Source organism: Occultella aeris (genome assembly GCF_902703175.1).
GTDB classification, from domain to species: domain Bacteria; phylum Actinomycetota; class Actinomycetes; order Actinomycetales; family Beutenbergiaceae; genus Occultella; species Occultella aeris.
On the sequence record NZ_CACRYJ010000018.1, the window covers coordinates 40,938 to 62,904 of the forward strand.

The 21,967-nt window shown below is 72.9% G+C and carries 20 protein-coding genes; 8 read left to right on the top strand and 12 right to left on the bottom strand.

Annotated features, from left to right (window positions below):
- Nucleotides 1–41: 41 nt before the first annotated feature.
- From HALOF300_RS07345 to HALOF300_RS07380, 8 genes are all read right to left on the bottom strand, one after another.
- Nucleotides 42–746 carry an urease accessory protein UreD gene (locus HALOF300_RS07345; protein WP_156740310.1) on the bottom strand — a complete coding sequence of 235 codons (705 nt, stop codon included), beginning with the start codon at nucleotides 744–746 and terminating at the stop codon, nucleotides 42–44.
- On the bottom strand, nucleotides 743–1,585 hold the full coding sequence (gene ureG, locus HALOF300_RS07350) for an urease accessory protein UreG (RefSeq protein WP_156740311.1): 843 nt from the start codon (nucleotides 1,583–1,585) through the stop codon (nucleotides 743–745). Before ureG ends, HALOF300_RS07345 begins: the two co-directional genes overlap by 4 nt.
- Complete coding sequence (locus HALOF300_RS07355; RefSeq protein ID WP_156740312.1) at nucleotides 1,551–2,216, bottom strand: urease accessory protein UreF; 666 nt, start codon at nucleotides 2,214–2,216, stop codon at nucleotides 1,551–1,553. Before HALOF300_RS07355 ends, ureG begins: the two co-directional genes overlap by 35 nt.
- Complete coding sequence (locus HALOF300_RS07360) at nucleotides 2,216–3,919, bottom strand: urease subunit alpha (RefSeq protein ID WP_156740313.1); 1,704 nt, start codon at nucleotides 3,917–3,919, stop codon at nucleotides 2,216–2,218. The genes HALOF300_RS07355 and HALOF300_RS07360 overlap by 1 nt, the downstream gene beginning before the upstream one ends.
- On the bottom strand, nucleotides 3,912–4,262 hold the full coding sequence (ureB, locus tag HALOF300_RS07365) for an urease subunit beta (protein WP_156740314.1): 351 nt from the start codon (nucleotides 4,260–4,262) through the stop codon (nucleotides 3,912–3,914). Before ureB ends, HALOF300_RS07360 begins: the two co-directional genes overlap by 8 nt.
- Nucleotides 4,263–4,272: 10 nt before the next feature.
- Entirely contained in the window at nucleotides 4,273–4,575 is a 303-nt protein-coding gene (locus HALOF300_RS07370) for an urease subunit gamma (protein ID WP_156740315.1), read from the bottom strand.
- 154 nt (nucleotides 4,576–4,729) lie between these two features.
- Nucleotides 4,730–5,944 carry a lanthionine synthetase LanC family protein gene (locus tag HALOF300_RS07375; protein ID WP_156740316.1) on the bottom strand — a complete coding sequence of 405 codons (1,215 nt, stop codon included), beginning with the start codon at nucleotides 5,942–5,944 and terminating at the stop codon, nucleotides 4,730–4,732.
- Nucleotides 5,935–6,870: a T3SS effector HopA1 family protein gene (locus tag HALOF300_RS07380; protein ID WP_156740317.1), complete on the bottom strand. Its 936-nt coding sequence runs from the start codon at nucleotides 6,868–6,870 to the stop codon at nucleotides 5,935–5,937. The genes HALOF300_RS07375 and HALOF300_RS07380 overlap by 10 nt, the downstream gene beginning before the upstream one ends.
- 291 nt (nucleotides 6,871–7,161) lie before the next feature.
- Here HALOF300_RS07380 and HALOF300_RS07385 point away from each other — a divergent pair, with 291 nt between their 5' ends.
- From HALOF300_RS07385 to HALOF300_RS07400, 4 genes are read left to right on the top strand one after another with little or no spacing between them, the layout of a single operon-like run.
- The gene (locus HALOF300_RS07385; RefSeq protein WP_156740318.1) at nucleotides 7,162–8,808 is read left to right on the top strand and encodes a S8/S53 family peptidase; all 1,647 of its coding nucleotides are present in this window, start codon (nucleotides 7,162–7,164) and stop codon (nucleotides 8,806–8,808) included.
- Nucleotides 8,808–9,419, top strand: a complete 612-nt coding sequence (locus HALOF300_RS07390; RefSeq protein ID WP_156740319.1) for an RNA polymerase sigma factor — start codon at nucleotides 8,808–8,810, stop codon at nucleotides 9,417–9,419. The genes HALOF300_RS07385 and HALOF300_RS07390 overlap by 1 nt, the downstream gene beginning before the upstream one ends.
- Nucleotides 9,416–9,919, top strand: coding sequence for a carboxypeptidase regulatory-like domain-containing protein (locus HALOF300_RS07395; protein ID WP_154796076.1), 504 nt, complete (start codon nucleotides 9,416–9,418; stop codon nucleotides 9,917–9,919). Before HALOF300_RS07390 ends, HALOF300_RS07395 begins: the two co-directional genes overlap by 4 nt.
- A 25-nt stretch (nucleotides 9,920–9,944) precedes the next feature.
- Nucleotides 9,945–12,527 carry a CHAT domain-containing protein gene (locus HALOF300_RS07400; RefSeq protein ID WP_156740320.1) on the top strand — a complete coding sequence of 861 codons (2,583 nt, stop codon included), beginning with the start codon at nucleotides 9,945–9,947 and terminating at the stop codon, nucleotides 12,525–12,527.
- A 16-nt stretch (nucleotides 12,528–12,543) separates the two neighbouring features.
- Here HALOF300_RS07400 and HALOF300_RS07405 read toward each other — a convergent pair whose 3' ends face one another.
- Nucleotides 12,544–13,341, bottom strand: a complete 798-nt coding sequence (locus HALOF300_RS07405) for an SDR family NAD(P)-dependent oxidoreductase (protein ID WP_156740321.1) — start codon at nucleotides 13,339–13,341, stop codon at nucleotides 12,544–12,546.
- A 121-nt stretch (nucleotides 13,342–13,462) separates the two neighbouring features.
- Between HALOF300_RS07405 and HALOF300_RS07410 the strand changes: the two genes are divergently transcribed.
- The gene (locus tag HALOF300_RS07410; protein ID WP_156740322.1) at nucleotides 13,463–14,320 is read left to right on the top strand and encodes a helix-turn-helix transcriptional regulator; all 858 of its coding nucleotides are present in this window, start codon (nucleotides 13,463–13,465) and stop codon (nucleotides 14,318–14,320) included.
- 107 nt (nucleotides 14,321–14,427) lie between these two features.
- Nucleotides 14,428–17,025, top strand: a complete 2,598-nt coding sequence (gene clpB, locus HALOF300_RS07415; RefSeq protein ID WP_156740323.1) for an ATP-dependent chaperone ClpB — start codon at nucleotides 14,428–14,430, stop codon at nucleotides 17,023–17,025.
- Between the two features lie 86 nt (nucleotides 17,026–17,111).
- On the opposite strand, the gene HALOF300_RS07420 is transcribed toward clpB, so the two are convergent.
- Both HALOF300_RS07420 and HALOF300_RS07425 read right to left on the bottom strand, forming a co-directional pair.
- A complete protein-coding gene (locus HALOF300_RS07420; protein ID WP_156740324.1) occupies nucleotides 17,112–17,936 on the bottom strand; it encodes a septum formation family protein in 825 nt (274 codons plus the stop codon).
- A 91-nt stretch (nucleotides 17,937–18,027) separates the two neighbouring features.
- Nucleotides 18,028–19,230 carry a DUF4190 domain-containing protein gene (locus HALOF300_RS07425; protein ID WP_156740325.1) on the bottom strand — a complete coding sequence of 401 codons (1,203 nt, stop codon included), beginning with the start codon at nucleotides 19,228–19,230 and terminating at the stop codon, nucleotides 18,028–18,030.
- 119 nt (nucleotides 19,231–19,349) lie between these two features.
- Between HALOF300_RS07425 and HALOF300_RS07430 the strand changes: the two genes are divergently transcribed.
- Both HALOF300_RS07430 and HALOF300_RS07435 read left to right on the top strand, forming a co-directional pair.
- The gene (locus tag HALOF300_RS07430; RefSeq protein ID WP_156740326.1) at nucleotides 19,350–20,630 is read left to right on the top strand and encodes a metal-dependent hydrolase family protein; all 1,281 of its coding nucleotides are present in this window, start codon (nucleotides 19,350–19,352) and stop codon (nucleotides 20,628–20,630) included.
- Nucleotides 20,631–20,698: 68 nt separating this feature from the next.
- Nucleotides 20,699–21,130, top strand: a complete 432-nt coding sequence (locus HALOF300_RS07435; protein ID WP_156740327.1) for a GNAT family N-acetyltransferase — start codon at nucleotides 20,699–20,701, stop codon at nucleotides 21,128–21,130.
- Nucleotides 21,131–21,140: 10 nt separating this feature from the next.
- Here the strand turns inward: HALOF300_RS07435 and HALOF300_RS07440 are convergent, their stop codons facing one another.
- The gene (locus HALOF300_RS07440) at nucleotides 21,141–21,935 is read right to left on the bottom strand and encodes an exodeoxyribonuclease III (protein ID WP_156740328.1); all 795 of its coding nucleotides are present in this window, start codon (nucleotides 21,933–21,935) and stop codon (nucleotides 21,141–21,143) included.
- Nucleotides 21,936–21,967: the final 32 nt, after the last annotated feature.

A 21,967-nucleotide genomic window follows, 5' to 3' on the forward strand; every position in this document is an offset into this window, starting at 1 on the left:
GGATTCGGCGGCGGGCGCACCCTGGAACCGCGCCCGGGCGTTCACGGGAGGTCGAGATCGGCCCGCCAGGAGGTAGCCGCGAGCGCCGGTCCGGTCCCGGAGTGGGTGTCGGCGCCGAGGTACCGCACGAAGGCGCCGGGGCCGTCGAGGTCGTACCGGTGCCCGGCCGGCACCTCGACCGGTCGCCAGCCGAGGGCGAGGGTGGTGTCCAGTACCCGGCGCTCCCCGAGGACCCCGGGTGACCTGCGGGCGGCCGGGCCCAGGTCGAGGTCCTCGACCAGCAGGTCCGCGCCGTCGAGCGTGGCACGGGTGACGGCCCGCAGGACCCCGCCGGTCTCGCCGACGCGGCCGAACACGAGGGTCTCGCGCAGGAGTGCCCGGGCGCGGGCGGCGAGGGTGAGCTCGGTGCTGCGCCGCACGTGGGCGCCGTCGGCCACCACGAGCGGCAGTCCGCACCAGCTCAGCCGGGCGCCCTCGCCCAGGCGGGCGCGTACGTGCCAGCCCGACGGCGTCCCGCCCGCGTCGTAGGCGACCGTCCCGGCGGTCTCCACCACCTCGAGCCACCCGCCGGGCGCTACCTCGACGTCGATGCGCACCTCGTCGCCGCCGAGCAGCAGCGCGCCGGTCGCGACGAGCGCGACCCGGGCTCCGCCGTCGTCGGCATGCAGTACGCGCGGACTCAGCGCGCCCGCGACGAGCCGGCACCGCGCCCGGCCCGGCGCGGGGGCGACGGCGATGGTGCTCACGTGCCCGCGGGGTCCCCGGTGTGGTCGTGGCCCTGGGCCGTGGCGTGGTCGTGGCCGGCCCGCTGGGCGTGCGCATGGTCCAGGTCACCGTCGGCGTGCGAGTGCAGCACGCCGCCACCGTCGGGGTCGGCGTGGAAGTGGGGCGCCATCGGTCCCGGGTCCACCGGCACGTGTTCACCGCCGCGGTGCGCCGCGAGCACGCCGCGCACCCACGCGCAGAGCGCGGCTACGGACGCGGCGTCGTCCCGGGAGAGCGCGAGCACGGGCCGTCCGTCACGAGCATCGGCCCCGTCCGCGACCATCCGCTCGACGTCCACCCCGACGTAGGGAGCCAGGTCGGTCTTGTTCACCACGAGCAGGTCGGCCCGGGCGATCCCGGGGCCGCCCTTACGGGCGACATCGCCGCCGCCGGCGACATCGAGCACGAAGATCTGCGCGTCCACGAGAGCGGGGGAGAACGTGGCGGTGAGGTTGTCTCCGCCGGACTCCACGAGCACCACGTCCAGGGGTGCGAAGTCGGCCTCGAGGTCCTCGACGGCGAGCAGGTTCGCGGTGACGTCGTCCCGGATGGCGGTGTGCGGGCAGGCGCCGGTCTCCACCGCCCGGATCCGCTCCGGGTCCAGCACGCCGGCCGAACGCAGGAACCGGGCGTCCTCGTCGGTGTAGATGTCGTTGGTGATCACCCCGAGCGCCAGGTCGGTGGACAGTTCCCGGCAGAGCAGCGCGATCAGCGAGCTCTTGCCGGTGCCGACCGGGCCGGCCACCCCCAGCCGCAGGGAACGAGTCTCGGGAATCTCAGCGGTGTCAGGCACGGAACAACCTCTCGGTGGTGTGGTCATGGTCCTGCGCCCACTGCTCGATCAGGGGCGCACCGCAGGCGGGGATCTCCCCGGGTCGGGTGAGGTGGGCGACGCGGTCCGCGAGCGCCTCGATCAGCGGCCGCGCCGCGAGCACCCAGGAGGTCGTCACCAGCGGGTCGAGCGGGGCGAGCTTGAGCATCGCCGCCGCCACCGTCTGGGCGTCGTCGTAGCCGACCAGACGGGCCGTGTTCACCGCGTCGAGGCCGGACCGGGCGGCGATCAGCCCGAGGACCACCGGCCGGGTCGCGCGCCAGCGCGGATCGTCGCCGGCCGCGGGCCAGAGCCGGTGCAGCAGCCGGACGTAGCCGCGCCCGAGCATGCGCGCGTTCGCTCGCAACGCCGGGCTGGGGGTCCGGGCCGCCCAGGCCGTCTCGACGGCCACCAGGTCGCGGGCCCGCCCGCCGGCGAGGCTCAGGTGCCGGGCCACGACGGCGGTGCCCGCCTCCACCACGCACACCGTGCGCAGCCGCGCGGCCAGGTAGGCGGGCACGGAGGCGGCGGGCAACCCGGACCTCAGCGCAGGCTCCAGGCCCGCCGACTGCGTGTGCGCACCGGTCGGTAGCCGGGCGTCGGCGAGCAGCGCGAGAAGCACCGACTGGGAGGCGTCCATCAGAACAGTGAGTACAGCTGGGCGAGCGGAAGCTCCGAGGCGGGTGCGGGCACGACGCGCTCGCCGTCGACGTCGATCTCGAAGGTCTCGGGATTGATCTCGATGACCGGAAGGGCGTCGTTGTTGATCATCTGCGCCTTACCCACGGCCCGGGTGTCCGCCACCGGAAGCAGCCGGCGGCGCAACCCGAGCCGGTCGGTCAGGCCGGCGTCGAGGGCAGCGGGCGAGACGAACGTGGCGGAGACCTCGGCGCCGATCGAGGCCGCCAGCGCGTCGCGCATCAGCACCGGCTGTGGGGTCGGGATGGACGCGTTCGGGTCGCCGAGGGCGCCGCGCACGATGGCGCCGCCCTTGATCACGACGTCCGGTCGGAAGCCGAAGAACTTCGGCTGCCAGAGCGCCAGATCCGCCATCTTGCCCGGTTCGACGGAGCCGATGTAGGCGTCCACTCCGTGCGCGATCGCCGGGTTGATCGTGTACTTGGCCACGTATCGCCGGGCGCGTTCGTTGTCCGCCGGCAACCCGCCTCCGAGCGCGCCGCGGCGGGCCTTCATCACGTGCGCCACCTGCCAGGTGCGGGTGATGACTTCACCGATCCGGCCCATCGCCTGCGCGTCGGAGGACGTGATCGACATCGCCCCCAGGTCGTGCAGCACGTCCTCGGCCGCGATCGTGCTCGCCCTGATCCGGGACTCCGCGAACGCCAGATCCTCGGGGACCTGCGGGTTGAGGTGATGGCACACCATGAGCATGTCCAGGTGCTCGGCCACCGTGTTCACCGTGTGCGGCAGGGTCGGGTTCGTCGAGCCCGGCAGCACGTACGGCTCACCGGCCAGGCGCATGATGTCCGGTGCGTGCCCGCCACCGGCGCCCTCTGTGTGGAACGCATGGATCGAGCGCCCGCCGATGGCGGCGACCGTCGACTCCAGGAACCCGGCCTCGTTCAGCGAGTCCGAGTGCAGGGCCACCTGCAGCCCCCAGTCCGCGGCCCCCCGCAGCGCCGCGTCGAGCGCGGCCGGGGTGGAGCCCCAGTCCTCGTGGACCTTGAAGCCGCCGGCGCCGGCGAGGGCCTGCTCGGCGAACGCCTCGGCACTGACCGTGTTGCCCTTGCCGAGCAGCAGCACGTTCACCGGCAGCGCGTCGAGGCTGCGGTGGATCGTGCCCAGATGCCAGGCGCCCGGGGTCACCGTGGTCGCCTTGGTGCCTTCGGAGGGCCCGGTACCACCGCCCCCGATCGTGGTGATGCCGCTGGCGAGCGCCTCGTGGATCTGCGAAGGAGAGATGAGGTGCACGTGCGTGTCGAACGCGCCGGCGGTGAGGATGCGGCCCTCGCCACTGATCACGTCGGTGGCGGGCCCGATGTGCAGCGCCGGGTGCACGCCGTCGGCGATGTCCGGGTTTCCGGCGCGGCCGAGGGCGACGATCACGCCGTCGCGGATGCCGACGTCCGCCCGGACCACCCCCCACCAGTCGAGCACGATCGCGTTCGTGATGACCGTGTCCAGCGCTCCGTCGGCGCGGGACGTGACACCCTGCGCCATCGACTCGCGGATGGACTTGCCGCCCCCGAACACGGCCTCCTCGCCGCCGACCGTATGGTCCCGCTCGACCTCGATCCACAGGTCGGTGTCGCCGAGGCGGATCTGGTCGCCCGCCGTCGGGCCGTACAGGGCGGCGTAGGCCGCCCGGGAGATCTCAACCATCCTCGCCGTCCAGGTCCGCCGAGGATCGGCCCAAACGGATCCCGGGCACCCGTCGCGCCCCGCGCAGCGCCACCGCGGCCACGGCGCGGGAGGCGCCCGGCTCGAAGCGTTGCGACGTCCCGGACGGCACGTCCAGCCGGAACCCGTGCGCGGCCTCCCGGTCGAACTCCAGCGCCGGGTTCGCATCCGGCAGGTGCAGGTGGGAGCCGATCTGGACCGGCCGGTCCCCGGTGTTCAGGATGACCAGCTCCAGGCGTTCGTCGGGGCGCCGGTCCGCGTTGAGCTCGATCGTGCCCGGCGCCACCCGGATCGCACCGGGCCCGGTGGTGTTCGGTCCGCTCACGTCGGCCTCCTCAGGCGATCGGTTCGTGGATGGTGACGAGCTTGCGACCGTCCGGGAACGTCGCCTCGACCTGGATGTCGGGCAGCATCTGCGCCACGCCCTCCATCACGTCGGTGCGGCCGAGCACCTCACGGCCAGCCACCATCAGGTCGGCGACGGTGCGTCCCTCCCGGGCGCCCTCGATCACCCAGGTGGTCAGCAGCGCGGCCGCCTCCGGGTAGTTCAGGCGGATGCCGCGCTCCCTGCGGTCGCGGGCGACCATGCCGGCGACCGCGAGCAGGAGCTTCTCCTGCTCGGACGGGGTCAGGTGCATCATCACTCCTCACGTTGCGGTCGGGTGTGATGGGCATTCTGCCCGACGCGTGTTGACGGAGTGTTACAGGTCGCGGGCGCGCAACCGGAGCCTCACGCGCGCGGACGCGGGGTTCGTCGGACCGGACGACGTCGGTGTCCAGCGGCCACGGCACTCACCTCCCCGCGAGGAACAGGCGGCTCGCGGAGCCGGCCCGAGGGGTAGCCACGGCGGTGAGGGCGAGTGCGGTGCCGGCGATGCCGGAGAGCAGGCCAGGGCCGGCGTCGTCGCCCTGGCCCGGTACCGTCGTGCCGTGCGCGGCGAGGGCCTCGTGCGCCAGATCGACGGCGGCGCTGCGGTATCCCTGGGTGTCCAGACCGACTGCGGCCGAGGCGAGCAGGTCCCAGGTGCCAGCGGCGCCGTGGCCGAGGCTCAGGTCCGTGGTGGCCCGGGCGGTGCGCGTGCTTGCGCGGACCGCGGCGTGCACGTCGGCGACGAGGTTCGTCCGTGGGGTCGCCAGCTCGAGTCCCTGGTCGCGCAGGGCGAGCAGGCGCAGCCTGGTCAGCCCGATGCCCACCGGTCCGGTCCACGGGTCGCCGGTCGCGTGCGCGTCGTGACCGCTCGGTGCTGCCGGTGCACCGGTCGGCCCTGATCCGGGCGTGGACCAGGCGTCGGCCTCCGGCTCGAACCAGGCCGACTCCCAGCGCAGGCCCCCATCGATGAGTGGCACCAGGTCGGTCGCCAGCACCGGGTGGCGGGCGGCCGCCTCCGCCAGGGCGAGGATGACGCCGGAGGTCCCGTGGGCGAGCCCGGTCCGCGCCCGACCGTCGGCATCAGGCCAGCAGACCGTGTTCGCGCTCAGGTGCCGGGCGGCTGTGCGCAGCCGGCGGGTGGCCGCCGTCACGGCCGTGGCCGGTGCCTCGCAGACCAGCAGTCCGAGCAGGTGCCCGGCCGTGCCCGTGGCGAGGTCGTGCCGACGTGGATCCGTCCGCACCGACGCCGCGGCGCGGCGGGCCCGCTGCCGCAGCTCGGGTGAGTCCGCGGCGGCCCCCACCCGATGGACCGCGCAGGCGACCCCGGCCAGGCCGGTGAGCAGGCCGACTCCACCGCCCCGGGCCGCGCCGTCCAGGGTGCGGCTCGAGGCGTCGACGGCCAGGTCGAGAAGGTCGGACCGGTCGAGCGTTCGGCCGAGTTCGGCCAGGGCCCAGGCGATCCCGGCGTCGCCGTCCTCGACCGCGTGCGGCGAACGGCCGCGGCCGGTGCGGGCACGGGGCGAGCGGTCGCGCCAGGTCGGCCCGGTGCTGCCACGGACCACCCCAGCCTGTAGCTCGTCCGCGAGATCGCCCGCGTAGGCCAGCAGGTCCGGTTCGGCGAGTGCTGTCACAGCCATGGTGCATCCCAATCCTGGGTATCCCGGACCCGGTGGGGCCGGCGGGCGTCGATGCCCTCACGGGCGAGCGCGGTGCGGGTGCGTCGGATGAGTTCCGCGGTGGGCGGGAACGGGTCCTCGATGAGCGTCTGGGCCAGGACGTGGCAGCGGAGCTCGCCGAACGTGGGACCTGTGGCCGCCGACTGGCCCACGCCGATGCCGGGGGCGAGCCGCAGGGTCAGCGCGGGGACGGTCGGCCGGAGCAGCGGCGCGAGGGCGTCCACGAGTTCGTGGAGGAGGTCTGTACCGCGCATGAACGCGCCGACCGGGAGGGTCAGATGGGTGGCGTCCGGACGGGCGGTCGCCGTTCGGTCCGTCGGGACGTCCAGGGCCCACGGTTCGTCCCAGGTGCTCGTGTGGACGGTGACGGCACGCACCAGGTCGGGCAGGTTGTCCGCCGGGCAGTTCAGGTGGATCCGGAGCAGGTTCGTGCCCGAGCCCTGCAGCCTGGGCACCCAGCCGGACCCCCAGGTGCGCCAGCGGCCGCCGGCGGCCCGGGTGGCCTGCTCGCGTACCTCGACGCGGTCGGTGGCCGCCAGGGCGCCGTGGGCGTCGGCGCCCACGATGTTCGCAGCGACGGTGGTCCGGGGCCGGCCGCCCTCGACGTGCAGCCAGGCATTGCCCGCGGACGTCGCGCGCCAGCCACTGGACGTCTGCCACCGCTCGAAGCCCACGTGTGCGACGCGCAGCAGGCCCGCCAACGGCGGTTCCGCGGGATCGGCCGGCGGCACCGGGGTGGCCGGCGCGTACCAATCCCGGAGCAGCTGCCCGGTGAGCTCGGCGGCACTGCGCACACGGCCGAGGATCAGCGTGCGGCGGACCAGGGTGATGGCAGCCTCGACCTCGTCGGCAACAGTGGTCTGCGGCATCACGTCGGTGGTGTGCATCGCGTGCTCCCCTCGGGCCCCGGGTGGGACCGGTGCCTAGTGATGAGGCGTGGGGCGCGGTCCTGATACACGGCCCGGACGTCGACACCGCTGTGGCGAGCCCGGAGGATCCATCCCCGACGACGTGTATCAGGTCCTGGCCGTGCACCTCCTCGGCGATGAGGGTTGGGAGCCCGCTCAGACCCTGGTCGGCCACTCGACGCCGCACTAGGCTCGAACCGCGAGCGTCCCCCGGCCCGCGGAAGACCCTGCCCGTCGCACCGCCCGTCGAAACAACAGGAGAACAAGGACGTGAGTCAGAACACCCCAGGCGAGGCCAACGTTCCACTGGTATCGGAACCACCGATCGGTCTGCCGAACGCATCCTGGGAGCGCTACCGTGCCCGCGTCCTGGACCCCTCGACCGCGGTCCAGCGGGCCGAGGAGGTGGCCCTGCACCCGACCGTCTACTCGGTGGACTCGGTCCTGATCCGAGGCGCCGCCGTCGAGGGTGCCCTGAAGGCCCTTGGCAGCATCGCCAGGGAGCTGGGCCTCGGCCTCGTCGAGGACGACGAGGCGAGGGCCGAACGTGAATACCTCGGCCGGCCCGAGTTCGGGCCCGAGGTGCGCGGCCTGATCGAGGAGAACTGGGTGGAGAGCGCCCGGGTGGTCCGACTGGACCCCGCCGCCCCCGCGGAACCGGTGGACGCGTGGCGCCTGGTGCAGGCGTACCGGGCCGCTACCGGCCGCGCCGACGAGGTGGCCCTTGACCACCTCGTGTTCTCCGCCACGGACATCGGCGGCACGCCCTACACGATCCCGCACGTAGCCGGTGGCGCACCGCACGACGTCTCCTCCAGCGGCGGCGGTGTCCCCTACACGATCCCGCACAGCAACAACGGGCTCTCGACCTATGCGATGCCCGGTTCCGGCGGACGCCAGCCGGTGGCATGGCTCGGCCCCGAGCCCGCTCCGCGCAACGATCCGAAGGTGCACCGGCCCGTCGTGGCCGTGCTCGACACCGGGGTCGGCGAGCACCCCTGGCTCGGCTCGGACGTGGTCATCCGTGACCCCGAGGTCCTCGGTCTGCCCCTCGGTCTGCCAAGGCTCGTGCCGGACACCGAGGAGACCGGCACCGCGAACCCGCTCGTGGGCGGGCTTGAGGCGGACGCCGGTCACGGCACGTTCATCGCCGGTCTGATCCGGCAGCAGTCCGCGGATGCCCGGATCCTCTCGGTCCGGGTGTTCCGGGGTGACGGTGTGGTGGCCGAGTCCCAACTGGTGCGCTCGTTGCGCCGGCTGGTGCTGTGGCAGGTGGTCGCCATGGCCGCCGGCGACCCGGAGATGCCGCCCGTCGACGTGTTGTCCCTGTCCCTCGGGTATTACCACGAGCAGCCGGCGGACCTCGCTTTCGACCCGCTCCTGTGGCTGCCGCTGAAGGCGCTTGGTGCTCTCGGTGTGACGGTCGTGGCGGCCTCGGGCAACGACGCCACCACGCGCGAGATGTTCCCGGCCGCGTTCGCCGACTACCCGGGTGGCCCGGCGCGGACGGCACCGGAGGCGCTGCCGCTGCAGGCCGTCGGAGCCCTGAACCCGAACGGCAGCACGGTGGCCCTCTTCTCGAACGAGGGCCCCTGGGTGCTGCACCGTCGGGTCGGCGCCGGCCTGGTCAGCACCTTCCCGACCACGATCAACACCTCGCTGAACCCGGTGGCGTCGCTGGCCCACGAGGGCAGGACCCGGGCCAGCATCGACCCCGACGACTTCGCATCCGGGTTCGCCACCTGGAGCGGTACGTCCTTCGCCGCACCGGTGTTCGCCGGCGAGGTCGCGGCCACCCTGGCCGAGCTGTACGCGGGTGGCGCCGACTCGACCAAGGCGGCCGACGCCGTCGAACGGGGTCGTAAGGCCCTCGCGAACCTGCCCGGGGCGCGCGCGGCGGACGGCAGGGATTCGTGATGATCGAGGCCAGCCCGGGCGAGACCCTCGTGGTCCGAGCCAGCGCGGCGTTCGAGCGGTTCCGTGGCGGCGACCGGACGGCGTTCGACGACCTGGTCAGCATGCTCACGCCGTTGCTGTGGCACACCTCGCGCGGGCAGGGCCTTGACCGCACCGAGGCCGAGGACGTGCTGCAGACGGTCTGGTTGAGCCTGGTCCGCAGCGCGGCGTCGGTGCGAGATCCACGTACCGTCGTGAAGTGGCTGCTGGTGACCACAAAACGGGAGTCCTGGCGGGTCTCCCGGGTACGCGGGAACGAGCTGGCGCACACCTCGACGCCGCGGCCGGACGCCGAGACGGACGAGCTCGACCGGGTCGTGGCGCCCGCCGAGGACCTGCCCGAGCACGTCGCCGTCCGCAACGAACGCGACGTGCGGCTCTGGCACCACGTCCGGGAGCTCTCCGATCGATGCCGGGAGCTGCTGCGCGTGATCGCCTTCGCCGACCGGCCCGACTACGCCGCGATCGCCGAGGCGCTCGGCATGCCGGTCGGCAGTATCGGACCGACGCGCGGCCGGTGCCTGGCCCGGCTGCGCGCGAAGCTCTCGACCGACCCGGGGTGGGCGTCATGACCGACAAGGAACGCTGGACGGCCGCGGAGGTGGCCTCGGCCGCCGAGCCCCTCGACGACCGGGACGCGGCGATGCTCGCCGGCCTGCGCCGGTTCTACGAGGAGCAGGACCCGGTCCCGGACGGACTCGTGGACCGGCTCAAGTTCGCCGTCGCCCTCTCGGAACTGATGACCGAGGTCGCCGAACTGACCCGGGTGCCCACCGTGGGAGCCGGGGTCCGCTCGGAGATGGCGGTGACCCGCACGCACACGCTGACGTTCTCGGCCGAGTCCCTGACGGCGATGGTCACCGTGGGGCACAGCGGCACCAGCGCCCGGCTCGACGGGTGGATCGCGCCGCCGCGCGAGCTGGCGGTGCGCCTGCGGATGGACGGTCGCGAGCTCAGCACCCGGAGTGAACCGACCGGCCGATTCGTCTTCGACAACGTCCCCGAGGGCTTCGTGCAGCTCGTATTCGAGATCGGCACCACTACGGTGGTGACACCGCTCTTCGAACTGTAGGAGCCGAACCCCCGGAGGCCCGCAGGTGCTCGACCTGGACCTGGCTGAGCAACGACTCGCGGAGGGGCTCGGGCGAAACGCCGAGGGCCACTCCGCGGCGGCCGCACGGTTGCTCCGGGAGCTGGTCCGCACGGTCGAGACCGCCGCGGACGGGCGACCGCGTGCCGAGCTCGTGCTGGCTCGCGCCTACGTCGGCCTGGCCACCTCCACGTTCGACACCGATGCCGACCTGTCCGCGGCCCAGCAGCACCTGCGGCTGGCCGCCGAGCATGCCGAGGCGGCCGGTGCGGACGCGGTGCGGGCCGCGATCCGCGGCCAGCAGGCGCTGCTGCTGATGCGTTCCGGGCGGCTGGCCGACGCCGCGGACGCCTTCGGGCACGCGATGGAGCTCATCGACGTCGCGCTGCCCCGGGACCAGGTGCGGATCCTGGTCAACAGGGGCACGCTCGCCCTCGAGTTCGGCCGGCTGGACCAGGCCCGCGTGGACCTGCGCGCCGGCGTCGAGATCGCCGCCGCCGAGGGCGACGTGCTCGTCGAGTCGATGGCGCGCCACAACCTCGGCTACACCGACTTCCTGGCCGGCAACCTGCCGCGGGCGCTGGCGGAGATGTCCGCGGCCGCGGACATCGCACCGGGCGGGCGCAACCCGGTGTTCTACCTGGACCGCGCCCGGGTGCTCCGGGAGGCCGGCTTGGTCCGGGACGCGGACGTCGCTCTCGCTTCCGCGGCCGAGGAGTTCCGGGCGGACCGGCGCGGCCAGGAATTGGCCGAGGTCGAACTGCTGCGCGCCGAATGTGCGCTCGTCGAAGGTGCCCCCGACCGTGGGCGCACCCTCGCGATGGGGGCCGCCCGGCGGTTCCGCCGCCGGGGCAACGTCATGTGGCAGCGGCGCAGCGAGTTCGTGGCCCTGCGCTGCGAGCGCGGGCTCGTCGCCGAGTCGCCGGCTCGGCTGTCCCGGTTGGCGGCCCGGATCGCGGAGTTCGTCGACACGGTCGCGGGGGAGGGCCGTCGGGACCTCGCCGATGCCGGGGGCCTGCTGCTGGCCGGCACCCGGCTCGCCGCCGGCGAGGACCCGGTCCGTGGTGGGGCAGCGGGGACCGGGGGCGTCGAGGGGTCGCCGTCGCTCGACGCCGTGCTCCGGCTGCGCCCGGATGACACGTTCCGGACGCGCATCGAACGGCGTGAGGTGCGCGCCCAGCTCGCCCTCGCCCGTCAGGATCCCGCGCGGGCGCGGCGCGAGGTGCGGATCGGTCTGGCCGAGCTGACCGACCACCGGGCAACGTTCGACTCACTCGACCTGCGCACCGCGGCCGCCGTGCACGGGTCCCGTCTGGCCGGCCTCGGGACCGCTCTGGCCCTGGCCGACGGCGGCGCGGCACGACTGTTCGACAGTCTCGAACGGGCACGATCGGTCCTGGTCCGCGTGCCCGGCGTGAGCGGGCCGGCGGACCCGGCGGGCGCCGAGCTCCTCGGAGCGCTGCGGCGCGCGGAGGAGGAGTCCCGGGACCTCATCGGTGAACCCGAGCACGCCACTCAGCGGGCCCGGCTGCGCGAGCGGGTCGCTGACCTGCAGCGTCAGATCCGGTCCCGAGCCTGGGAGCGTGATGGCGCGGCACCGGTGGACACCAAGGTCGTCACCCTCGGCCGGGTCCGCGACGTGCTGCGGACCGACCCCGGGGCCACGCTCGTGAACTTCGGCGCGTACGGCGGCCGGTGGTACGCCGTTGAGGTGACCGCGGGCCGTTCCCGGGTCCGCGAGCTCGGGTCCACCACGCAGGTGGCCGAGCTGATGCGGCGGGTGCGCGCCGACCTCGACGCGTTGGCGCTGCCGTTGCTGCCAGAGCCGATCGCGAGCACTGTCCGGACCGCGCTCGCGGACGAGCTGGTTCAGCTGGACGAGATCCTGCTCGCCGGCTCCGGGGCGGGCGGCCCCCTCGTGCTCGCCACCGGTGGGAATCTCGCAGCGGTGCCGTGGACGCTCCTGCCGTCCCGGCGCGGACTGCCGACCGTCGTCGCCCCGAGCGCGACGATGTGGTGGCGCGCCTGGCGGGCCGGGGTGCGCCCGGAACGGCCCACGGTGCTGGCCGTCGCCGGACCTGGCCTGGACCGGGCCGAGGACGAGGTCTCCCGGGTCGGCGCGGCCTGGCCCGGTGCCGAGGTCCTCGGTGGTGTCGACGCCACCGCCGGCCGGGTCCGCACGGCCCTGGCCGAGCACGACGTGGTCCACGTGGCCGCCCACGGGGTGCACCAGCCCCAGAGTCCGCTGTTCTCCTCGCTGCGCCTGGCGGACGGCCCGTTGTTCGCGCACGAGCTGGAGGACCAGAACCTGCGCGGCGGCTGCGTGCTCATCTCGGCCTGCGAGGCGGGCCTGGTCAGCGTGCGTCCCGGGGACCAGCCGCTCGGGCTGGCAAGCGTGCTGCTGCAGCTGGGCACCCGCGCCGTTGTCGCGGGCGTGGCGAACGTGAACGACCGTGCTGCCGCGGATGTGATGGCGGGCGTGCACACGCGTCTTGCGGCCGGCGCGGACTCCGCGACCGCGCTGGCCGCGGCCCTGGCCGAGCACGACGGCCCGCCCGCGCCCTTCGTCTGCTACGGCAGCGCCTGGTAGTGGACCGGCCGCCGCGTCACCACGGCACCACGCCGAAGCGGTCCGTGAACGTGCCGGTGACACCTGGGCCCACCTGAGCGGCGGCGACGATGGCGTCGGTGCCCTCCATGACGGTCTGGGTGCCCTGGGGGCTCATGTCGGTCTCCGTGTACCCGGGGTCCACCAGGTTGAACTGCACCTGTTCGATGGCGCGCGCGTACTGGGTGGTCATCATGTTCAGCGCGGCCTTGGACGAGGTGTAGACGAGTTCCTGGGTCGTGTGCTCCATGCGCTGGGGGTCGGACGTGACGGTGATCGACCCGAGGCTGCTGGAGACCATGACCACGCGGGGACGCCGGGCGGCGCGCAGCAAGGGCAGGAAGGCCTGGGTCACCCGAACCGGCCCGAGCACGTTCACGCCGTAGGGGGCGATGAAGTCGGCGGCGATGGTCCGCGCCGGGTCACCGGTCGCACCGAGGACACCCGCGTTGTTGATCAGGACATCGAGGTGGTCGTGGTGCGCACGCACCCGCTCGACGGCGGCCAGCACCGAGTCCTGAGACGTCACGTCGAGCGTGAGGGCGCTCACGTCCAGGCCGGCGGCGGCCAGGTCCGCCGCCGCGGCCTCGCCCCGGCCGGCATCGCGGGCGCCGAGCAGGACCCGCCAGCCGAGCTCCCCGAGACGGCGTGCGGTGGTGAGCCCGATCCCTCGGTTGGCACCGGTGATCAGCACGGTGGTCGGCTCGTGGGCGAAGTCGCCCGCACCCGTTCCATGATCGACGGCGGAGGTCGGGTCGATCGCTCGGCCTGCGGTGTTCGGTTCGGTGGTTGTCATGGGTCAACCGTGGCTCCGGGTGCCCGGCCCTTCCAGGTAGCGCGGACCCTGGTACCGCCGATACCAGGATCCACGGCCGCCGACCCTCGCGGAGGCGGCCACCCGGGGTCATGCTGGGGGCGTGAATCGCAACGAGCTGGCCGCCCTGCTGCGTCGAGCCCGGCAGCGGGTGCGCCCTGAGGACGTCGGCCTGCCGGCCGGATCCCGGCGCCGGGTGCCGGGCCTGCGCCGGGAGGAGGTCGCCCAGCTCGCCGGCCTGAGCGTGGAGTACGTCGTCCGGTTGGAGCAGGGCCGGGGGCCGCACCCCTCCACGCAGGTGCTGCAGGCGCTCTCCCGCGCACTGCGGCTACCCGATCCCGAGCGGGACCAGCTGTACGTACTTGCGGACGCGGCGCCGCCGCGGCCGGGACAGATCCAGATGACCGTGCGTCCAGGCATGCTCCGGCTGCTCGACCGGCTCACGGACCTACCCGGCCTGGTGCTCTCCGCCAAGAGCGACGTGCTGGCCTGGAACCCGATGGCCACGGCGCTGCTCGGAGACCTGTCCCGATGGCCGGACCGGGAGCGCAACATCATCTGGCAGCGGTTCCTGGGCACCGAAGCCGGCCGGGTCGCGATGACCCCGGAGGAACTGGAAGCCGTGAAGCTCACGTCCGTGGCGACACTGCGCACGGCGATGGCTCGCTTTCCCGAGGACCTACCGCTGCAGCGACTCATCAAGGACCTGCGCCGCGGCAGCGTCGAGTTCGAACGGTTGTGGGGTGAGGGTCACACGTGCGACTGGCAGTCGCTGACGACCACGGTGGACCACCCCGACCTCGGCCGGATCGTGCTCGACTGCGACACCGTGTCCATGCCCTGCGCGGAACAGACCCTGCTGGTCTACTCGGCGACCCCGGGCACGCCCGCAGCCCAGGCGCTCGCGCTGCTCCGGGTGACCGGATCGCAGGACCTGGCACCGACCGGTGCGACGTACTGATTCCACCGATCGGCTCAGCGTTGAGCGGAGCCAGAGTTGAGTGGAATAGACTCAACCTTGCGCGGCGTTGTCACTATCAGACACAGCACTGATACCCGGAGGTTCTCTTGGACACCAAACTCACCACGAAGTCGCAGGAGGCGGTCGCCGCCGCCCTGCAGGCCGCGACCGCTGCCGGCAACCCGCAACTGGAGCCCGCGCACCTGCTCCAGGCACTGATCGAGCAGGAGGGCGGCGTCGCCGCGGCGCTGCTCGACGCCGTCGGTGCGGACCGGGCCGCCGTCTTGGATCGGGTGCGCGCGATCGTCGTGGCCCTACCGGCGGCCTCCGGCTCGTCGGTGAACCAGCCGCAGATGTCACGGTCCCTCGCGACCGCCGTCAAGGCGGCCGGCGACGAGGCGACCGCGCTCGGGGATGCATATGTGTCCACCGAGCACCTGTTGCTCGGCCTCGCGAAGGACACCGGCGCCGTCGGGGACCTACTCCGCTCCGCGGGGGCCGACCGGGACCGGCTGCTCGACGCACTGCCCCGGGTGCGCGGCAGTGCGAAGGTCACCTCGGCCGACCCGGAGGGCACGTACCAGGCCCTGGAGAAGTACGGTCAGGACCTCACCCAGGCCGCCCGCGAGGGCAAGATCGACCCGATCATCGGCCGGGACGCGGAGATCCGCCGGGTGGTCCAGGTACTGTCCAGGCGCACCAAGAACAACCCGGTCCTGATCGGCGAGCCCGGCGTCGGCAAGACGGCGGTCGTCGAGGGACTGGCCCAGCGGATCGTGGACGGTGACGTGCCGGACTCGCTGCGGGACAAGCGGCTGATCGCACTCGACCTGGCCGCGATGGTCGCGGGCGCGAAGTACCGGGGCGAGTTCGAGGAGCGGCTCAAGGCCGTCCTCGACGAGATCAAGGCCTCCGACGGCGAAGTGGTCACCTTCATCGACGAGCTGCACACCGTGGTCGGTGCGGGCGCGTCCGAGGGGTCCATGGACGCCGGCAACATGCTCAAGCCGATGCTCGCCCGCGGTGAGCTGCGGATGGTCGGTGCCACCACGCTCGACGAGTTCCGTGAGCACATCGAGTCTGACCCGGCGCTGGAGCGCCGGTTCCAGCAGGTGTTCGTGGGCGAGCCGTCCGTGGCGGACACCGTCGCGATCCTGCGCGGCATCGCGCCCAAGTACGAGGCGCACCACCAGGTGACGATCTCCGACGGCGCACTCGTGGCGGCCGCGCAGCTGTCCGACCGGTACATCCCCGGCCGACAGTTGCCGGACAAGGCGATCGACCTGATCGACGAGTCCGCCTCCCGGCTGCGCATGGAGCTCGACTCCTCGCCGATCGAGATCGACGAGCTCCGCCGCGCCGTCGACCGCCTGAAGATGGAGGAGTCCTACCTCTCCGAGTCCGACGACGAGGCGTCCCAGGCGCGCCTGGAGAAGCTACGTGCGGACCTCGCCGACCGCTCCGAGGAGCTCGCGGCGCTGAATGCCCGGTGGGAGGCCGAGAAGGAGGGCCACAACCGCGTCGGCGACCTGAAGTCGCGCCTGGACGCCCTGCGAACCGAGGCCGAACGGGCCCAGCGGGAGGGCGACCTGGAGAACGCGTCCCGGCTGCTCTACGGGGAGATCCCCGCGGTCCAGCGGGACATCGCCGCGGCCGAGGCGGCCGAGGCGAACGCCTCTCCCAGTGCCGTCGAGCCGATGATCGCGGACCGCGTCGGCCCGGAGGAGATCGCCGAGGTGGTCGCCTCCTGGACCGGTATCCCGACCGGGCGGCTCCTCGAGGGCGAGACCCAGAAACTCCTGCACATGGAGGACGTCGTGGGGCAGCGACTGATCGGGCAGCGGGACGCCGTCCGCGCAGTCTCGGACGCCGTGCGCCGCTCCCGGGCCGGCATCTCGGACCCGGACCGGCCAACCGGTTCGTTCCTGTTCCTCGGGCCCACCGGGGTCGGCAAGACCGAGCTGGCGAAGTCCCTGGCGGACTTCCTCTTCGACGACGAGCGCGCGATCGTGCGCGTGGACATGAGCGAGTACTCCGAGAAGCACTCCGTGGCCCGGCTCGTCGGCGCCCCGCCCGGGTACGTCGGGTACGAGGAGGGTGGCCAGCTCACCGAGGCGGTGCGCCGGCGGCCGTACTCGGTGGTGCTCCTGGACGAGGTGGAGAAGGCGCACCCGGAGGTGTTCGACATCCTCCTGCAGGTGCTCGACGACGGCCGGCTGACCGACGGTCAGGGCCGCACCGTGGACTTCCGCAACGTGATCCTGGTGCTGACCTCGAACCTCGGATCGCAGTTCCTGGTGGACCCGGGTCTGTCCGAGGAGGCCAAGCGTGAGGCGGTCATGGCCGCCGTCCGGGCCTCGTTCAAGCCCGAGTTCCTGAACCGGCTCGACGAGGTGGTCATCTTCGATGCGCTCACCGTCGCCGAGCTCGGCGAGATCGTCGACCTGCAGGTCGCCAGGCTCGCGGATCGGCTCGCCGAGCGCAGGCTCGACCTCGAAGTGAGCCCGGCCGCACGGGAGTGGCTGGCCCTGGACGGGTACGACCCGGCCTACGGGGCGCGCCCGTTGCGCCGGCTCATCCAGCGGCAGATCGGCGACCCGCTCGCCCGGATGCTGCTCGCCGGGGAGGTCGCCGACGGTGACCGTGTCCTCGTGGACGTCTCGGACGATCCCGAGGCACCGGGCCTGGTGCTGAACGCGGGCTGAGCGGATCGACGCCCCGCAACACGCGAACGCCGGTGGTCGGCAGTGCCGACCACCGGCGTTCGGCGGTTCACAGGAGCGGGGAGTGCTCAGCCGATCGCGGCGTCCCCGGCGATGAAGCTGCCGGTGAACTCGAGCCCATCCGTGGCCGAGACCAGGCAGGTCAGCTTGCGGTCCCCGGCGTCCCAGGTCTCCTGGGACGGGTAGAACGTGTGATAGCCGACGTGCTCGGTGTCGAACTCTTCGGGGATGATCTCGCGGAGGGAGTCGAAGCAGAACTCGTCAGCGCGGTCCGGGAACTCGTCGGAGAACTCGGTGTCGTCGACGACCTGCTCGGCGACGACCTCGAAACCGTGCACATCCGCGCACGGGACCTGGTTCAGGAGCCGGTTGTCGTTGTAGTCCAGCGTCGTCAGGCAGTTGCCGGGGACCAGATCGACGTCGGCGATCTCGGTCGGTTCGGAGACGTCGTTCGGGTTCGCCTCGGTGCCGCCGTTGTTGAGCCCTCGCACCACGAAGAACCCGATCACCAGCAGGACCACGACGCCGATCGCGATGCCGACGATGGCACCGGTGTTGCGAGCGGGCGGGGTCGGCCCGCCGTAGTAGTTGCCGGACCCGCCGGGCTGGCTGTAGTTGCCGAAACTCGGCTGCGAGCCCTGCCCGTACCCGGGCTGGGGCTGCTGTCCGTATCCGGGCTGGGACGCCTGTCCGTACCCGGGCTGGGATGCCTGTCCGTAGCCGCCGGCCTGGGGCTGTTGTCCGTAGGCACCGGGCGTGGGCTGCTGCCCGTAGCCGCCCGGTTGGGGCTGCTGCCCGTAGCCCCCCTGCTGCGGTTGCTGTCCGTAGCCGGGTTGTTGCCCGTACCCGGGCTGCTGACCCTGCTGCTGGTAGGGATCCCACGAGGTGCTCATGATGCGAATTTTAGGGTGTCCAGGCCGGTCCGTCATACGCGTTCCATGGGGACTTCCGCCCATTCGAGAGCCGGTCGGCGAAGGCTCCGTGTCAGCCGTTGACCAGATCACCCTCGACGGGTCCCGTCGCGCCCCGCACGAGGCACACCACCGTCGTGTTGCCCTGCTCCCAGCCCTCCGCGCTCGGGGCCAGGTGCCAGGGCATCACGTCCAGGTCGCCGGCGTCGATCTCGGCCGCGTCAGCCTCGCACAGCTCGGTCGCCTGGGCCGCGACCGCCTCGGCACCCGGGAAGTCTCCGGTGAGCTCGTGGGTGGAGATCACCTGCGCGATGTGACTCTCCGCGCAGGGCACGAGGCGCACCTCGCCTACGGACTGCGCCGGCGGAAGGGTGTAGATGCAGTTGCCGACCGCCAGGTTCGCGGCGGCCACGCTACGCGCCGAGTCCACATCGCCGGCGACGGGACGCTCGGTGGCCCGGGCGATCGTCCCGTTCAGGGTGAGCGTGACCGCGACCAGGATCCACGCGACCGTGAACGCGCCCCCGAGGACGATCCCGGCCCAGGCCAGGTTCATGCTGCGGCGGCGGGTCCGTCGGACCCGGGGCCGCGCGAGCAGTCCGAGCACCAGACCCACGGGTCCGAGCGGGGAGGTGGCGACGGCGGCAACTGCCATCGGTTCGAGCTTCTGCTTCTCGAAGACCGGGAACGTGAACTGTCCGTAGCCACCGGTCCCGGTCGGCTGCTGCTGGCCGGGTGCTGCCGGGCCCGGGCGGCTGCCGTAGGGACTCTGCCCACGAGGCTGCGCCGGTGCCTGCGGACCTGCCTGCGGGATGGCCGGGATCACGCTGTCGACGCCCGGCCCTGCGGGAACGCCGCCAGGTTGAGGGATGTAGTAGCCACCGCTCTGCTGGGGCGTGCCGCCCTGTTGCTGTGGCGCGTAGCCGCCCTGTTGGGGTGTGCCGCCCTGCTGCTGTGGCGCGTAGCCGCCCTGCTGGGGCGGGCCGCTCGGCTGCGGTGCATACCCACCTTGCGCCGCGTAACCCCCCTGCGATCCGTAGCCGCCCTGCTGTGGCGCGGAACCACCCGGCGGCGCCGCAGAAGGCCCGCCCGGGTTACCCCAACCCGAACCCGGGTCCGCCCACCCGCTCGGCTGCGCCGTCGGGCCTTGCGGGTTCGGCTGCACCGCCGGGCCCTGCGGGTCTGGTTGGACGGTCGGACCCTGTGGGTTCGGTTGCACCGCCGGGTCGGAGGCGGCCGGCTGGGTGCCGTCGGGCCACGGCGGGGTCTGCGTCATGGACCGACTTTAACCGTCCGGCACGGTGGTCTTCCCACCCCCTGTGGGTGCCACTAGCGTCGGGTGTGCCTGGGGGCAGGCCGATCGTCGGCAGTGAGCCGACCGTACAGAGGGGTGCCATGACGGCTGCGACGAACGAGACCCTGTTCCGCAACGTCCGCGTCTTCGACGGGACGTCCGCGCAGGTGTCGGATCCCTCCGACGTCCTCGTCCGCGACGGCGTGATCGAGGTGGTCTCGAGATCACCGGTGGCCGCAGCGGCCGATGGCGCTCCTCGCGTCGAGCTCGATGGCGGCGGCCGGGTGCTCATGCCGGGCCTCATCGACGCCCACTGGCACTCGATGTTCGCGACCCTGCCGCTGCAGGCGCTCATGACCGCGGACGTCGGCTACGTGAACATCCTGGCCGCGCGCGAGGCCGAGGCGACGCTCCAGCGCGGGTTCACGACGGTCCGGGAGGCCGGCGGGCCGGTCTTCGGGCTGAAGCGGGCGGTCGATGCGGGTCTTGTGCCCGGGCCCCGGATCTACCCCGCCGGGGCGATGATCTCCCAGACCTCGGGCCACGGTGACTTCCGGTTCCCGTTCGAGCTCCCGCGCGGGGTCTGCGGGCACCTGGCCCACATCGAGCGGATCGGTGCGTGCGTGATCGCCGACGGCGTGCCTGAGGTGTTGCGTGGCGTCCGCGAACAGCTGCGGCTCGGGGCCACGCAGATCAAGGTCATGGCCGGGGGCGGGGTCTCCTCGTCCTACGACCCGATCGACGTCACCCAGTACACCGAGGCCGAGCTGCGGTCCGCCGTCGACGCCGCCTCTGACTGGGGCACGTACGTGATGGTGCACGCCTACACCCCGGCGGCGGTCCAGCGCGCGCTGCGGGCCGGCGTCCGCTCGATCGAGCACGGCCATCTCCTCGACTCCGAGACCGTCGCGATGATCGCCGAGCACGACGCGTGGTGGTGTCCGCAACCCTTCCTCGACGACGAGGACAAGGTGACCGTCCCACCGACGAGCGAGTGGAAGCTCGAGCGGATCCTCGAGGGGACCGAACGTGCCTACGGCCTGGCCAGGCAGCACGGCATCAACCTCGCCTGGGGCAGTGACACCCTCTTCGACGCCCGGCTGGCGACCCGCCAGGGCGCGCAGCTCACGAAACTGACCCGCTGGTTCGGCGCTGCGGAGGTGCTCACTCTGGCGACGTCGGCGAACGCGCAACTGTGCGCGCTGAGCGGGGAGCGCAACCCCTATCCCGGCGTGTTGGGCGAGGTCCGCTCCGGCGCGATCGCCGACCTCCTGCTCGTGGACGGCGACCCCGTCGCCGACATCGACCTGCTCGCCGACCCGGTGGCCAACCTGGTGGCGATCATGAAGGGCGGCGTCCTGCACAAGAACACGCTCACCTGACGCGGCACGAGGTTGGCGCGGGGTCGCGGTGGATCCTCCCGGCCTCGCGCGCGCCTACCGTAGGCGGCATGGTGCGCGCAGGGATCGTCGTCGAATCGTCTCCAGTGCTCGACCTGGGCGAGGTCACGGCGCTCTACCGGGCGGTGGGTTGGACGGCGTACGCCGATGATGTCGCGACGCTCGAGGCAGCGCTGGCCGGTTCCTCCCGCGTGGTGGCGGCGCGGCGCGATGGCCGCCTCGTGGGACTGGCGCGAGTGATCTCCGACGGCGCCACGATCTGTTACCTGCAGGACGTGCTGGTCCACCCCGACGCGCAGCGGGCGGGGGTGGGCCGAGCACTCGTCCTCAGCGCGTTGGAGCCCTACGCGGCCGTTCGCCAGAAGGTTCTGCTCACCGATGACGAGCCGGGCCAGCGGGCCTTCTACGAGTCGCTGGGATACCGCGAGACGCGGGACCACGACGCCGGCTCATTACGGGCGTTCGTTCGGTTCGACTCCTGATCGTGATGGGTCAGGCCGGCGGTGCATCCACCTCGAGCACCACGGGCACGTGGTCGGAGGCGCCCTTGCCCTTGCGCTCGTTGCGGTCCACGGCGACGCCGCGCACCCGTTCCGCGAACGCCGTCGAGGTGAGCGCGAAGTCGATCCGCATACCCTCGTTCCGGGGGAACCGGAGCCGCTGGTAGTCCCAGTAGGTGTAGACCTGCGGCAGGTGCGCGCGGGTGACCTCGGCGAACCCGGCCGCCTCGATGGCGGCGAACGCGGCGCGCTCGGGTGGGGAGACATGGGTTGCGCCCTGGAACACGGCCATGTCCCAGACGTCCTCGTCGTGGGGCGCGATGTTCCAGTCCCCGAGGAGGGCGATGGGCGCCGTCGGGTCGGCGGCCAGCCACCCGGTGCCCGCCTCACGCAGCGCGGCCAGCCAGGCCAGCTTGTACTCGTAGTGGGGATCGCCGAGCGTGCGCCCGTTCGGGATGTACAGGCTCCAGATCCGCAGCCCGGCGCAGGTGGCGCCGATCGCTCGGGCCTCGACGGCGGTCGGGTCCGCCCAGCCGGGCTGGCCGGGGAAGGAGCGCTGCACGTCGGTCAGGCCGACCCGGGACGCGATCGCGACCCCGTTCCACTGGTTCAGCCCGTGGTGGGCGACCTCGTAGCCGAGGGCTTCGAAGGGCAGGTACGGGAACCGGTCGTCGGCGCACTTGGTCTCCTGCATGGCCAGCACGTCGGTGCCGGTGCGCTCGAGCCAGTCGGTGACCCGATCCACACGGGCCCGGATCGAGTTCACATTCCACGTCGCCACTCGCACGGCACCACCGTATCCGTCGCCGGGCGGCACGC

Excerpts from the sequence above, each read along its gene's own strand:
- ureG (WP_156740311.1), bottom strand. The coding sequence starts at position 1,585 with ATGACCACACCACCGAGAGGTTGTTCCGTGCCTGACACCGCTGAGATT.
- HALOF300_RS07355 (WP_156740312.1), bottom strand. The coding sequence starts at position 2,216 with ATGGACGCCTCCCAGTCGGTGCTTCTCGCGCTGCTCGCCGACGCCCGG.
- HALOF300_RS07360 (WP_156740313.1), bottom strand. The coding sequence starts at position 3,919 with ATGGTTGAGATCTCCCGGGCGGCCTACGCCGCCCTGTACGGCCCGACG.
- HALOF300_RS07370 (WP_156740315.1), bottom strand. The coding sequence starts at position 4,575 with ATGCACCTGACCCCGTCCGAGCAGGAGAAGCTCCTGCTCGCGGTCGCC.
- HALOF300_RS07375 (WP_156740316.1), bottom strand. The coding sequence starts at position 5,944 with ATGGCTGTGACAGCACTCGCCGAACCGGACCTGCTGGCCTACGCGGGC.
- HALOF300_RS07380 (WP_156740317.1), bottom strand. The coding sequence starts at position 6,870 with ATGCACACCACCGACGTGATGCCGCAGACCACTGTTGCCGACGAGGTC.
- HALOF300_RS07390 (WP_156740319.1), top strand. The coding sequence starts at position 8,808 with ATGATCGAGGCCAGCCCGGGCGAGACCCTCGTGGTCCGAGCCAGCGCG.
- HALOF300_RS07395 (WP_154796076.1), top strand. The coding sequence starts at position 9,416 with ATGACCGACAAGGAACGCTGGACGGCCGCGGAGGTGGCCTCGGCCGCC.
- HALOF300_RS07405 (WP_156740321.1), bottom strand. The coding sequence starts at position 13,341 with ATGACAACCACCGAACCGAACACCGCAGGCCGAGCGATCGACCCGACC.
- HALOF300_RS07420 (WP_156740324.1), bottom strand. The coding sequence starts at position 17,936 with ATGAGCACCTCGTGGGATCCCTACCAGCAGCAGGGTCAGCAGCCCGGG.
- HALOF300_RS07425 (WP_156740325.1), bottom strand. The coding sequence starts at position 19,230 with ATGACGCAGACCCCGCCGTGGCCCGACGGCACCCAGCCGGCCGCCTCC.
- HALOF300_RS07430 (WP_156740326.1), top strand. The coding sequence starts at position 19,350 with ATGACGGCTGCGACGAACGAGACCCTGTTCCGCAACGTCCGCGTCTTC.
- HALOF300_RS07435 (WP_156740327.1), top strand. The coding sequence starts at position 20,699 with ATGGTGCGCGCAGGGATCGTCGTCGAATCGTCTCCAGTGCTCGACCTG.